Here is an 11,561-nt window from a genome sequence, read left to right as displayed (position 1 = left end):
AACCACAAGACACGAGGCACTCGACGGCGTGCGGATCGTATGAGCAACTATCTCGTCGCCATGGAGGCGGCCTGGTTGGTTCGTGATGTCGAGGACGTCGACGACGCCATCGGCGTCGCGGTCAGCGAAGCGGGCAAACGTCTCAACGAACAGGACAAGGAGTACGTCGAAGTCGAGGTGGGCGTTACCCCGTGTCCGGCCTGTGGCGAACCCTTCGATTCGGCGTTCATCGCCGCCAACACCGCCCTCGTCGGCCTCCTCCTCGAAATCGAGGTGTTCAACGCCGACGGCGAGAACCACGCCACCCGCATCGCGAAAAGCGAAGTCGGCGGCGCCCTCCGCGACGTGCCCCTGTCGGTCATCGAAGTCGTCGAAACCGAGGCCGAGGAGGACTGACCGTCGCCGGGGTGCCCCCGCTCATACTGTTTGTTGTAAGTCAGTACTGGTGGTTCGCCGGACCGTCTTGGCGAACCACCGGTACACGGTTACAACAATCCGTATCACTCGCCTTTCGTCTTCAGCCACTCGTCGAGCAGGGTCCTGATCGCCGCGGCTCGGTTCTCCCGATGGTCGGCGAAGGCGATGTCGTCGACTTCGTCGAGCGTCTCCGCGTCCAGTTCGATGGTCACTGTCTCCATCTCCGCGAGTCCGTCTCCCTCGTCCATGGAGTTGATTCCACGCGGGAGACCTACAAATAGCTCCGTCAGACGACCGTCCGGCGCGCGTGTGACTCCACGACGGCGCGGCGTGCTCACCCCTCGTAGAAGTCGGATTTTGCCCCTCGAAACGGCGAAGCGTCGTCGACGCGCTCGATTTTCGACGGCGTCCGGTGCCGGACGATCACCACGTCGTACGCGTCGTCGGTGGCGACGGTTTCGCCGACGCTACCCAACGAGGAGACGAGCCGGCCGGCGTTCTCGCTGCCGACGAACACCATCGACGCGTCCTCGGCCCGGGCCCGTTCGCGGAGGCGGGTCGCAATCGTCCCCGGGGGTGCCCGCCGGCCGACGACTTCGTACCGAAACTCCGCTGCTGGGGCGTGTGCGGTCACCGCCTCGTGGAGATGCGCCACCACCGACTCGAGGTCGAACTCCTCGCCCGGGTCGAGCCAGCCGCGCTCCCGGGCGTACGACGCGTTCCCCTCGGGAATCGCGCTGACCGTGACGACCCGTTCGTCGAGGACGGCCGCGAACTCGACGGCACGCACCAGCGCGGCTTCCGCGAGCTCCGACCCGTCGAACGGCACCACGAAGGTCATACGCGGACGAGGCGGGCCAGCGCCGTAAGCCCTCGGCCCAGTTGCGGTCGGACCGACACGGCTTTGCCGCCGGCCGTCCGCCGGGGTGACGTGATCCGACCACACCACTTCGGCGTCACCGTGACCGACCTCGACCGTGCGGTCGAGTTCTACCGCGACACCTTCGGCCTGGATTCGGTCGAGCGCTTCGCCGTCTCCGGGGCGGCGTTCGCCGCCGGCGTCGGTGTCGAGGGCGCGACGGGGCGGTTCGCCCACTTCGTCCTCGACGGAGCCCGGATCGAACTCGTCGAGTACGACCCCGCGGGGCCCGCGGCGTCCGAATCCGACGTGAACCAGCCCGGTGCGACGCATCTGGGCCTCGCCGTCGACGACCTGGACGCCTTCTACGCCGACCTCGATCCGGGCGTCGAGACGATAAGCGAGCCCCGAACGACCGAGAGCGGGACGCGAATCCTGTTCGTCCGCGACCCGGATGGGACCCTGATCGAGGTACTGGAGCCGTGAGTGGCCACCGAGCCGGAGACAAAGGAAAGGCCTTTTTGTCCGACACGACAACACAAAACGATACGAGCGATCCGGTCCCGATTCAGTATGCTCGAACCCACCATCGTGCCGCTCCCGCGACGAGTCGACTCGCCGGTCCCAGTCCCCGCGTTCGGAGACGGCACTGAATCTCCACGGAGAGTGACCCGATGACCGACGGCAACGCTTGGGGCGTGGTCTGGGACGACGACCACGACGCCTACACGATGCGATTCGGTCGCGACGGTCTCGCCCCTAGCGTCGCCGTCGCCGTGATTCTGGAGATGGCACTCGATGTGGAAACCGGTCCTCTCTTCGACTACGTCGACCCCGACGCGCTCGACGCCATCGTCGCCGGTCCCGAAACCACGGTGACGGTCACGTTCGACGTCGAATCGGCCGTGGTGACCGTCCACGGCGACGGCCACGTGTTCGTTCGGCCCTAGGCCTTCGGTTCGACCTTTCCGGCGAACGTCTGCTGGGTGATGGCGCCGTCCTCGACCACGAACGTGTCGGTACAGAACTCGTAGTCGTTGTCCGGCGTCTCCCCGTGCCAGACGATGTAGGCGTACTCGCCTTCGATTTCCTTCTGGTCGAGTTCGATCGTCGAGCCCTCCTGGGAGAACTCCTCGAACAGCCCGGCGAACAGGTCCTCGATTTCGTCGAGGCCCCGGAAGGTGCCCATGTTGGTGATGATGACGGAGTCGTCGGTGTAGTCGGCGAGACACTCGTCTAAGTCCTGTCCGGTGAACGCGTCGAGGTGGTGGTCGAGTACGTCTTCGGTCGTCATTGATCCACCTTCGTATTCGCCCCCACCGTCATGAACGTTGCCCGGACCGACGGCTCGTGGCGCCTAACCGCCGAAGTAGAGGACGGCGTACCCGAGCACCGCAGCGAGCAGAATCAGCGCCATCAGGTACTCGAACAGTCCGTCCGGTGTCGTCGTCGATGGCAGGTTCATACACCGGGCTACGACACCCCGGGTCAAGAGCGTAACGCTCGGTCGAGCCGGAATTATCACCGTCGAGAGCGCGGCCACAAGCGCTAATTGTCCGCCGCGTCTCGACTGCACCGAATGTCTTTCACGCGACGGGGCGTCCTCGCGACAGTCGCACTCGCCCAGTCGAACCTCCTCGGTGGCTGCTTCGGCGGCACCGACGGGACACAGGCGGGGAGTGGATCGACCGGTGGCGCCGACCCAACGGCCACGGCCACCCCCGAACCCACGACGGGCGAACCGACGGCGACGGCAACCGAGACGCCGACGCCGACGCCCGTCGCCAACGCCGACATGGCCGCCGCGACGACGAACGTCCTCTCGGAGTTCGAGTGGTTCCGCTCGGAGTACGACACGACGCTCACCCAGTTTCGGATCGCCGTCAATCGCGTCTACACCGTCCTCACGGAGATAGAGGACGCCGAAACCCGGACCGAATCGGACGTGACGGCGCTCCGAACGGCGACGACGGACCTCGCCGAGTTCGTGCAGGCGAACCTCGTCGACCACTTCGCGGTCGATCCGGCGCTCCGGACGGGAAACAACGTCTACGTCCGTGACCTGGAGCGCGGCGTCTCCCGGGACGACCGGGAGTTCCAGAACACCGCCATCTCGCGGGCGAAGTCGTTCTATCAGCGGGTCATATCGAACCCGTATATCTCCAACGAACTGTCTCGGCGACCCGTCTACGGCCCGCTGTACGACATGCTGGTGCCGGGCGGGTCGGACCGCATCGTCGCGCTCGTGAGCGAGGACGACGACTTCGTGACGTGGGCACATCCGGACCTCGACGACTCGACGGCCGACGACGGTATCGACCGACACACCCACGAGTTCCCGAGCGGTCACCGGACGTTCACGCACGCCCATCCCCACTCGACGCCACATCCGCTCCGCGACCACACGAACGAACCCGAACTGAACCGGCTCTACGCCTACGGCGACGACGGCGTGAGCATCCTCGTCGACGGCGAATCCCACCGCGAACGACTCGACGACTTCGAACCCGCTCTGACCGGCCTGTTCGGCCCCGTCAAGTCCGACGGCCGCACGACGGGTGTGACGCTCATGATCGGCACCGTCGGCCCGGCCTGGGACGCCGTTCCGGTGTACGTGGAGGCGTTCGACTCCGTCGACGCGGCGCAGGCGGTGACGGAGTCGACCGACCCCGTCGGCTCCGAGGGAGTCATGTCGCTCGCGGGCCGTAACTGGGAGCGCGTCTTCTACGACGCGGCCGGTACGACCATCTACGCCTACCGCCTCCGCGCCGGCCGGGCCGTGATCACCGCCCTCCCCGCCGACGTGCCGTGGGAACGCCGCCCCGAGTGGGCGGCGGACCTGCGCGGCACGTGGCTCGCGGTCGAGTGACGGCACCGCGGCGATCCCTCACGAATTTATCGCCGCGCTGGGACATTTTATCAAACGACGTGCCGTGACGGGCGTATGGGACTCGACGAAGACGCCCTCGACTACCACCGGCGCGACCCGCCGGGGAAAGTCGCCATCGAGACGACCAAACCGACCAGCACACAACGCGACCTGAGCCTCGCGTACTCACCCGGCGTCGCCGCGCCCTGTCGCGCCATCGCCGACGACCCGACCGACGCCTACACCTACACCTCGAAGGGGAACCTCGTCGGCATGGTGTCGAACGGCTCGGCCGTCCTCGGCCTCGGCGACATCGGTGCGCAGGCCTCCAAACCCGTCATCGAGGGGAAGGGCGTCCTGCTCAAGCGCTTCGCCGACATCGACGTCTTCGACTTCGAACTCGACACCGACGACCCCGACGCCATCGTCGAAGCCGTCTCCCTGACCGAACCCTCCTTCGGCGGCATCCACGTCGAGGACATCAAGGCGCCGGAGTGTTTCGACATCGAGGAGCGACTGCGCGAGCGGATGTCGATTCCGGTCTACCACGACGACCAGCACGGCACCGCCATCGTCTCCGGCGCCGCCCTGCTCAACGCCGTCGACATCGTGGACAAGGAGCTCGAAAATCTGGAGGTCACCTTCGCCGGCGCCGGCGCGAGCGCCATCGCCACCGCGGACTTCTACGTCTCGCTCGGCGTCCCCCGCGAGAACGTCACCCTCGTCGACAGCGAGGGCATCGTCACGACGGCCCGCGCCGACGCGGGCGAGGTCAACGACTACAAGGCCGCGTTCGCACAGGACCGCCCAGCGGGCGACCTGGCCGACGCCATGGACGGCGCCGACGTGTTCGTCGGCCTCGCCGTCGGGGACCTCGTCGATGGGGACATGGTGCGCTCGATGGCCCAAAACCCCGTCGTCTTCGCGATGGCGAACCCGACCCCCGAAATCGGCTACCACGAGGCAAGGGACGCTCGCGACGACACCGTCATCGCCGCGACGGGGCGTTCCGATTTCCCGAATCAGGTGAACAACGTCCTCTGTTTCCCCTTCATCTTCCGGGGGGCACTCGACGTGCGGGCGACGGAGATCAACGAGGAGATGAAAGTCGCCGCCGCCCGCGCGCTCGCGGACCTCGCGCGACAGGACGTACCCGACGCGGTGGCGAAGGCCTACGGCGACGAACCGCTCCGGTACGGCCCCGAGTATCTCATCCCGAAGGCGCTCGACCCACGGGTCCTGTTCCAGGTAGCACCCGCCGTCGCCGAGGCGGCCGTCGAGAGCGGCGTCGCCCGCCTCGACCGCGACCTCGACGCCTACGTCGAGGAACTGGAGGCACGCCTCGGCAAGGACCGCGAGATGATGCGGATCGTCCTCAACAAGGCCAAGACCGACCCCAAGCGCGTCGCACTCGCGGAGGGGACGAACGCGAAGACCATCCGCGCGGCGTCGCAGATGGTCGAGGAGGGCATCGCCCGTCCCGTCCTGCTGGGCGACCGCGAGGTCATCGAGCGGCGCGTGGCCGATCTGGGCCTCGATTTCGACCCCGAGGTAGTCGACCCCGCGGCCGCCGACCGCCTCGACGCCTACGCCGACCACCTCTACGAGGCGCGGCGGCGCAAGGGCATCACCCGCGTCGAGGCCGAGGACCTCGTCCGCACCGATACGGACTACTTCGGGAGCGTGATGGTGGCGATGGGCGACGCCGACGCCCTCCTCACGGGTCTCACCCACCACTACCCGTCCGCGCTGCGGCCGCCGCTCCAGATCGTCGGCACCGCCGAGGACGCGGAGTACGCCGCCGGCGTCTACATGCTCACGTTCAAGAACCGCGTGATCTTCGTCGCCGACACGACGGTCAATCAGGACCCCGGTGCGGCCGAGTTGGCCGAAATCGGGCGCCACACGGGCGAACTCGCCCGCCGGTTCAACGTCGACCCGCGCGCGGCCTTCCTCTCGTACTCCAACTTCGGGAGCGTCGACAACGCGGGGACGCGCAAGCCCCGACGGGCCGCCGAGATGCTCCGCGAGGACCCCGAGGTCGATTTCCCGGTCGACGGCGAGATGCAGGCCGACACCGCGGTGGTCGAGGACATTCTGGAGGGCACCTACGACTTCGCGGACCTGGCGGAGCCGGCGAACGTGTTGATCTTCCCGAATCTGGAGGCGGGGAACATCGGGTACAAACTGCTCCAGCGACTCGGCGGCGCGGACGCCATCGGGCCGATGCTGGTGGGCATGGACAAGCCGGTCCACGTCCTCCAGCGGGGCGACGAGGTGAAAGACATCGTCAACCTCGCGGGCGTCGCCGTCGTCGACGCTCAGGAGCGGGACGGCGGGGCGTAGCGTCGCTCGGCGGGACGGGCGGCCCCGGTGCCGGACCGTTTCGGCGAATCGCCGGGACTGCCTCGCGATCCCCCGGTTCAGGTCGTCTCCTCCTCCGGCGCCCGATACCCCCGGCGGGTCAACTGGAAGAGGTCGACCAGTCGGAGGGTGCCGTGGATACCCAGACACGATCCGAAGGCAATCGTCCCCAGTTTCCCGCCCGAGCCGCCGACGAAGGGCAACGTGTACACGACGACCAGACCGACACCGATGCCGGTGATCCCGATCCACCACTCGTTCGGGATACGTCTGGGATTCGTCATCCCGGCGAACGACGCGGAGTACGTGGCCGCGGCGAGCAGCCTTCCCGGGGGACCGAACCCCGTCGGGAGCAAGACCCCGCCGACCGCACCCACGAGTCCGGAGGCCAGTACGGGGCTGGCGGCCGAACGAGTGTGGATCGTGAAGGTGGCGACGGCAGCGAGCGCGGCGACCCCGATCACGGAGACGACGACCGACTCGCCGGGGAGCGCACCGCGCTCGAACGAGTCGGCGGTCGGTACCGCGACCAGCGACACGCCGACGAACGCGGTCGTTCCCAGTTTGCCACCCAGGCCATGAAACACCGGATGAGCGACGGTGAACAGCAGCCCGGCCAGCACTGCGGCGAGGGTGACCTGCCAGTACGACCCGAACACCTCCGGCGACGTCATCCCGACGAACGCGCCACAGTACACCGGGACGGCCACGCGCCGGGTGCCGACGGCGGCGGCGACACCGACGAGGCTAGCCGACACGATCGGGGAGAGTCCGAACGCCGTGACGCCGGCGAAGGTGACAAGCGTGCCCCCGCCGACGGCCACGAGGTTCCAGCGCGCCCCGTCGACGACGACAGCTCCTTGGTGGATCACGCGGCGTAGCTCCCACCACTCACATCTGATTCCGGCCCCGACTGCGAGGGCCCCCGCGGCGAGGACCGGACTCAGCAACGCGACTCCCCGTGGTAGCAGGGTTCCCCAGACGCCGAACCCGAAGAGGACGAGCGGTGGCACCGCCAGGAGGAGAAAGCCCACGACCACCGACGGCCAGGGCAGCGACCAGTCGGATGCGCTCCAGTGTGCCATGTGTCTCTTGGCCGAACGGCTCAGCTTGGAGCGATACGTGGCGGTTGCCCGTTCGACCCCGTTCGCCACGTCGACTGCGCCCCCACTCGCACGCGACGTGGTCGGCGACTGCGGGCGTCGACGGTATCGACTCGCCCAAAGTCGGTCCCGGTGTACTGTCGGAACTGGACGGCGAGACACCGGAACACGGTCCGGCTCAGTCCCCGTCGCCGATGTTGACGACGAACACCGGGACGGCCGCGTTCTCGACGACGCGGTCGGTGACGCTGCCCAGGTGTGCGAGGCGGTCACGGCCGGTCCGGCCGTGGGTACCCATGGCGATGACGTCGACGTCGGCCTCGGCCGCGTACTCGAGGATGGTCTTGTAGGGGATGCCCTCGCGGACGCCCGTGACGGCGTCGACGCCGGCGTCTTCGGCCGCCTCGGCGACGGCGGCGACGGCCGCCTCGCCCCGATCGGTCAACCGTTCGACCAGGTCCTCGCGGTCCTCGTCGGCCGCGAGTTCGAACCGCCGGTCGACGACGTACAGCGCGTGGATCGTGGCGTCGTACCGTCGCGCCATCTCCACGGCGTGTTCGAGCGTCCGGTCGACCCCCTCGCTCCCGTCCGTCGGGACGAGTATCGCGTCGTACATGACCGATCGTTCGCCCTCGGGGCACTTCAAACGCTACGGCCGTGGTGTGGGTGGCCGTAACGTACATATCGATCCCCCGCGCTCGTGTGCACGTATGCCGAGCTGTCAGAACTGTGGCTCGTTCGTCACTGACGACTACGTCCGAGTGTTCGCCCCGAGCGGCATGACCGAACCGCGCGTCTGTCCGAACTGCGAGGACCTCGTCCGCGACGGCGCGGACGTGCGACAGGCGCGCGCGAGACGCACCTGATTTACCTCCACGCGCCCCACGGCCGGTATGCTCACTTTCGTCGGTCTGGGTCTCTACGACGAGCGGTCGATCACGGTCGAGGGGCGCGACGCCCTCCGCGCGGCCGACCGCGTGTTCGCCGAATTCTACACCAGTCGCCTCGTCGGCACGAGCGTCGACGCCCTCGAAGCCCACCACGACGTCGACATCGAGGTCCGTGACCGCGCGGGCGTCGAGCAACGTCCCGAACCGATCCTCGACGCCGCCGAAGACGAGTCCGTCGTCTTCCTCACCGCCGGCGACACCATGATCTCGACGACCCACGTCGACCTCCGACTGCGGGCGATGGAACGGGGGATCGATACCCGCGTGATCCACGGCGTCTCCGCCGCACAGGCCGCGAGCGGTCTCACCGGCCTCCAGAACTACCGCTTCGGCAAGGCGGTCACCCTCCCCTTCCCGCGGGCCCACGGGGGAGACGGGGTGCCCGCGTCGGTCGTCGAGAGCGTCGCGGCCAACCGCGAACGCGGCCTCCACACCCTCGTCTACCTCGACATCAAGATCGACGACGGCCGCGGGACCGAGGCTGGCGAGACGTACATGACCGCAGACGTCGCCGCCGGACTCCTCGCCGAGGAGTGGCCCGACCGCCTCGCCGTCGCCGTCGCCCGTGCGGGAAGCCCCGACCCCGTCGTCGTCGCGGACCGCCTCTCGGCACTCGCGGACCGCGAGTTCGGCGACCCGCTCCACCTGCTGGTGCTCCCCGGGGACCTCCACCACGTCGAGGCGGACGCGCTCCGGACGCTCGGGGGCGCGCCGGCCGACCTGCTGCCCGAGTGATCAGAGCAGGAGCGCGACGACGACGCCGGCGAGGAGCCCGAGCAGAAGCACCAGGACGCCCCAGAGCATGAACCGATCGGCGCCGTCCATGTCAGTCGGCACCCGGACCGAGTTCGCCCTGTTCGGGCAGGTCGAGCGCCTCGCGGAGGTCGTACTCCTCGCGCGTGACGATGTAGAGGACGTCCTCGACGATGGTGAGGAGTTCGGGCAGTTCCCGAACCACGAGGTAGGTGACGCCGACGAGGGCGACGACCGCGAGCATCTGACTGATCACCCGATCCGAGAGGTAAAAGGAGACCTTGTAGGGGTCGGTGCCGCCGAACAGGAAGAGGACTTCGTCGACGAACCACTGCATGTACTGCTTGCCGAACACGATGCCGATGAACGTCGTCCGCGCGATGTTGAGCACGTAGATGATGGGGACGGCGATGGCGAGCGCGCGGAGCTTCCGGCCCAGCGGCGCCTCGACGGCGGCGATCAGGCCGACGAAGATGGCGATGCTTCCCAGCCCCGTACAGGCGAGGATGATGGAAAACAGGATGATATGCCCGCCGTCGGTGACGAATTTGAACGTGTTGAGATAGCCCTGATCCCCCTCGACGAGCGTCGGGGTGTAGCCGAGTAACTCCATCGCCCACTCCGTCTGGGCCGTCGTGTGGGAGATGAGGACGTGACGGGGGGCGGGAAGGGAGAGACCACCGACCGTGAGCGCCGGAATCGTCTCGAAGGGGAGGTAGACGACACCCATGACGGCGACGGCCCGCGAGAGGACGAAAAGGGAGTCACGGCCCTGATACAGCAGGTAGCCCACGTACAGCGAGGCGGGGACGGCCGCGAGCGAGAGGAAGCCCTCGACGAAGCTCTTCTGGACGAACGCGAAGTGGGGGACGAGCGCCGCCCAGAAGAGGGCGAAGACGCCCCACGCGGAGACCATCACCGTCCGCGAGTGATCGCTCGTCCGCCACCGAAGGACCGTCCCGGCGAGGAAAAGACCGACGACGAGCCACGCGAGAGCGTCGGTGAGAGGGCCAGCCATGGACGGAGTAACGACCCGGACCGATAAATTCCTTGTCGTTCATACTGTCGGCTGTAAGTCAATCACGAGATGCGCCACCCGAGGATGGCGCATCTCGTGACACAGTTACGGCCGACGGTATCAGGGAACGTTGATCGTCACGTCCGGCATGCCGCCCATGAGGCCGCCGAAGGCCGTCTCGTACCCCTCGTGGCGCGCCGTCTGGGGCTGGACGTCGACCGACAGCGTGAGCGAGTCGCCCGACTCGACGCCGTCGACGACGGCGCCGTAGTGGTAGCCGATGTCGGGGTCGAGCGTCCGGTCGAACGATCCGTCGTAGACCGTCCCGCCGTCTCGGGTGAGCGTTCCCGACAGCCCCATCGCCGGGATCACCATCCGATTGTAGCGCGTGCGCGCCGAGACGGCGAGGTAGGTGCCGTCTCCCGCAATCCCCTCAGGGGGCGACTCCAGCGCGGCCACGACGAGTCGGGCGTCGTTGCTCGTGTCCGACCCCAGCACCGTCCCCGGCAGGTTGGATTCGAGGGGGGCGAAGGCGTTCGGGAGCATGTCCATCGACATCGGATCGACGGCGCCCGGCGTGGCCGCCTCCTCGTCGAACCGCTCGAACGGAATCTCGTTTTTCGCCGCCTCGCTGTACTCGAACGGAATCTCGACGGTCACCGGGTCGTCGAACCGGTCGACGAAGGCGCCGGTCCGACGGGTCGACACCGCGCCGACGCTCAGCCGAACCGTGTAGGTGCCGTCGCCCTCCAGCCCGAAGTTCGCGCCGTAGTGAAAGCCCATGGGCTGGGAGAGCATGGGGTAGATGGCCTCCTGCGAGACGAGCGAGCCGTCGCGGCCGATTTCGAGCGACAGGCCGGTCTCGGGGAGGACCGTCTCCGTCTCGGGGTCCCAGACGCTCGCCATCAGGTGAACGGCGTCGTCGCTCTCGATGTCGGTCAGCGAGGTGGAGTCGCCGTTGACGTTCCAGAACCGGTGAGGGTAGCTGTAGAAGAGACCGACCGCGTAGTCGCCGCTCGTCGCTGTGCCCGCCATCGCCATCCCCTCGACGTGGCTCGGGTGGTAGATGCCGTCCGGGCGGTTCTCGGGAATCGGCGGTACGCCCACCGTCCGCGTCTCGATCAGGCTGGAACAGCCGGCGAGCGACAGCGACCCGGCGAGGGCGCCCGCTCGAAGCAGCGCGCGGCGCTTCATACCCTCACTCGGGACTCGCCGCCAAAACGGATTC

Annotated in this window: 14 protein-coding genes; 7 read left to right on the top strand and 7 right to left on the bottom strand. The window is 67.9% G+C overall.

Features of this window, described 5'->3' with window-relative positions:
* The first annotated feature begins 39 nt into the window (after positions 1 to 39).
* Complete coding sequence (locus tag DU484_RS14295) at positions 40 to 396, top strand: DUF555 domain-containing protein (protein ID WP_114586632.1); 357 nt, start codon at positions 40 to 42, stop codon at positions 394 to 396.
* A 104-nt stretch (positions 397 to 500) separates the two neighbouring features.
* Here the strand turns inward: DU484_RS14295 and DU484_RS14290 are convergent, their stop codons facing one another.
* Positions 501 to 665: a ribbon-helix-helix domain-containing protein gene (locus DU484_RS14290; protein WP_114586631.1), complete on the bottom strand. Its 165-nt coding sequence runs from the start codon at positions 663 to 665 to the stop codon at positions 501 to 503.
* Between the two features lie 86 nt (positions 666 to 751).
* On the bottom strand, positions 752 to 1,258 hold the full coding sequence (locus tag DU484_RS14285; protein ID WP_114606274.1) for a universal stress protein: 507 nt from the start codon (positions 1,256 to 1,258) through the stop codon (positions 752 to 754).
* Between the two features lie 90 nt (positions 1,259 to 1,348).
* On the opposite strand from DU484_RS14285, the gene DU484_RS14280 reads away from it, so the two are divergent.
* Positions 1,349 to 1,762 carry a VOC family protein gene (locus DU484_RS14280; RefSeq protein WP_114586629.1) on the top strand — a complete coding sequence of 138 codons (414 nt, stop codon included), beginning with the start codon at positions 1,349 to 1,351 and terminating at the stop codon, positions 1,760 to 1,762.
* 188 nt (positions 1,763 to 1,950) lie between these two features.
* Positions 1,951 to 2,226: a HalOD1 output domain-containing protein gene (locus DU484_RS14275; protein WP_222844854.1), complete on the top strand. Its 276-nt coding sequence runs from the start codon at positions 1,951 to 1,953 to the stop codon at positions 2,224 to 2,226.
* Here DU484_RS14275 and DU484_RS14270 read toward each other — a convergent pair.
* Positions 2,223 to 2,570 carry a nuclear transport factor 2 family protein gene (locus tag DU484_RS14270; protein WP_114606273.1) on the bottom strand — a complete coding sequence of 116 codons (348 nt, stop codon included), beginning with the start codon at positions 2,568 to 2,570 and terminating at the stop codon, positions 2,223 to 2,225. The genes DU484_RS14275 and DU484_RS14270 overlap by 4 nt on opposite strands.
* 285 nt (positions 2,571 to 2,855) lie before the next feature.
* Between DU484_RS14270 and DU484_RS14260 the strand changes: the two genes are divergently transcribed.
* Complete coding sequence (locus DU484_RS14260; protein ID WP_114606272.1) at positions 2,856 to 4,145, top strand: hypothetical protein; 1,290 nt, start codon at positions 2,856 to 2,858, stop codon at positions 4,143 to 4,145.
* Between the two features lie 75 nt (positions 4,146 to 4,220).
* Positions 4,221 to 6,491, top strand: a complete 2,271-nt coding sequence (locus DU484_RS14255; protein ID WP_114606271.1) for an NADP-dependent malic enzyme — start codon at positions 4,221 to 4,223, stop codon at positions 6,489 to 6,491.
* A 77-nt stretch (positions 6,492 to 6,568) separates the two neighbouring features.
* Here DU484_RS14255 and DU484_RS14250 read toward each other — a convergent pair whose 3' ends face one another.
* Positions 6,569 to 7,594, bottom strand: a complete 1,026-nt coding sequence (locus DU484_RS14250; RefSeq protein WP_157969577.1) for a hypothetical protein — start codon at positions 7,592 to 7,594, stop codon at positions 6,569 to 6,571.
* A gap of 196 nt (positions 7,595 to 7,790) precedes the next feature.
* Positions 7,791 to 8,228: a universal stress protein gene (locus DU484_RS14245; protein ID WP_114586623.1), complete on the bottom strand. Its 438-nt coding sequence runs from the start codon at positions 8,226 to 8,228 to the stop codon at positions 7,791 to 7,793.
* Between the two features lie 94 nt (positions 8,229 to 8,322).
* Here DU484_RS14245 and DU484_RS20060 point away from each other — a divergent pair, with 94 nt between their 5' ends.
* Positions 8,323 to 8,478: a DUF7563 family protein gene (locus DU484_RS20060; protein ID WP_187347710.1), complete on the top strand. Its 156-nt coding sequence runs from the start codon at positions 8,323 to 8,325 to the stop codon at positions 8,476 to 8,478.
* Positions 8,479 to 8,505: 27 nt separating this feature from the next.
* Positions 8,506 to 9,297 carry a diphthine synthase gene (gene dph5 / locus DU484_RS14240; protein ID WP_114606269.1) on the top strand — a complete coding sequence of 264 codons (792 nt, stop codon included), beginning with the start codon at positions 8,506 to 8,508 and terminating at the stop codon, positions 9,295 to 9,297.
* 91 nt (positions 9,298 to 9,388) lie between these two features.
* On the opposite strand, the gene artA is transcribed toward dph5, so the two are convergent.
* Complete coding sequence (gene artA, locus DU484_RS14235) at positions 9,389 to 10,333, bottom strand: archaeosortase A (RefSeq protein ID WP_114586621.1); 945 nt, start codon at positions 10,331 to 10,333, stop codon at positions 9,389 to 9,391.
* A gap of 120 nt (positions 10,334 to 10,453) precedes the next feature.
* Positions 10,454 to 11,527, bottom strand: coding sequence for an iron transporter (locus DU484_RS14230; RefSeq protein WP_114586620.1), 1,074 nt, complete (start codon positions 11,525 to 11,527; stop codon positions 10,454 to 10,456).
* Positions 11,528 to 11,561: the final 34 nt, after the last annotated feature.

It is taken from the genome of Haloplanus rubicundus, assembly GCF_003342675.1.
In the GTDB taxonomy this organism is placed as follows: Archaea; Halobacteriota; Halobacteria; order Halobacteriales; family Haloferacaceae; genus Haloplanus; species Haloplanus rubicundus.
This window is presented reverse-complemented; position numbering and strand designations above follow the sequence as displayed.

Excerpts from the sequence above, each read along its gene's own strand:
- DU484_RS14295 (WP_114586632.1), top strand. The coding sequence starts at position 40 with ATGAGCAACTATCTCGTCGCCATGGAGGCGGCCTGGTTGGTTCGTGAT.
- DU484_RS14290 (WP_114586631.1), bottom strand. The coding sequence starts at position 665 with ATGGACGAGGGAGACGGACTCGCGGAGATGGAGACAGTGACCATCGAA.
- DU484_RS14285 (WP_114606274.1), bottom strand. The coding sequence starts at position 1,258 with ATGACCTTCGTGGTGCCGTTCGACGGGTCGGAGCTCGCGGAAGCCGCG.
- DU484_RS14275 (WP_222844854.1), top strand. The coding sequence starts at position 1,951 with ATGACCGACGGCAACGCTTGGGGCGTGGTCTGGGACGACGACCACGAC.
- DU484_RS14270 (WP_114606273.1), bottom strand. The coding sequence starts at position 2,570 with ATGACGACCGAAGACGTACTCGACCACCACCTCGACGCGTTCACCGGA.
- DU484_RS14260 (WP_114606272.1), top strand. The coding sequence starts at position 2,856 with ATGTCTTTCACGCGACGGGGCGTCCTCGCGACAGTCGCACTCGCCCAG.
- DU484_RS14255 (WP_114606271.1), top strand. The coding sequence starts at position 4,221 with ATGGGACTCGACGAAGACGCCCTCGACTACCACCGGCGCGACCCGCCG.
- DU484_RS14250 (WP_157969577.1), bottom strand. The coding sequence starts at position 7,594 with ATGGCACACTGGAGCGCATCCGACTGGTCGCTGCCCTGGCCGTCGGTG.
- DU484_RS14245 (WP_114586623.1), bottom strand. The coding sequence starts at position 8,228 with ATGTACGACGCGATACTCGTCCCGACGGACGGGAGCGAGGGGGTCGAC.
- DU484_RS20060 (WP_187347710.1), top strand. The coding sequence starts at position 8,323 with ATGCCGAGCTGTCAGAACTGTGGCTCGTTCGTCACTGACGACTACGTC.
- dph5 (WP_114606269.1), top strand. The coding sequence starts at position 8,506 with ATGCTCACTTTCGTCGGTCTGGGTCTCTACGACGAGCGGTCGATCACG.
- artA (WP_114586621.1), bottom strand. The coding sequence starts at position 10,333 with ATGGCTGGCCCTCTCACCGACGCTCTCGCGTGGCTCGTCGTCGGTCTT.
- DU484_RS14230 (WP_114586620.1), bottom strand. The coding sequence starts at position 11,527 with ATGAAGCGCCGCGCGCTGCTTCGAGCGGGCGCCCTCGCCGGGTCGCTG.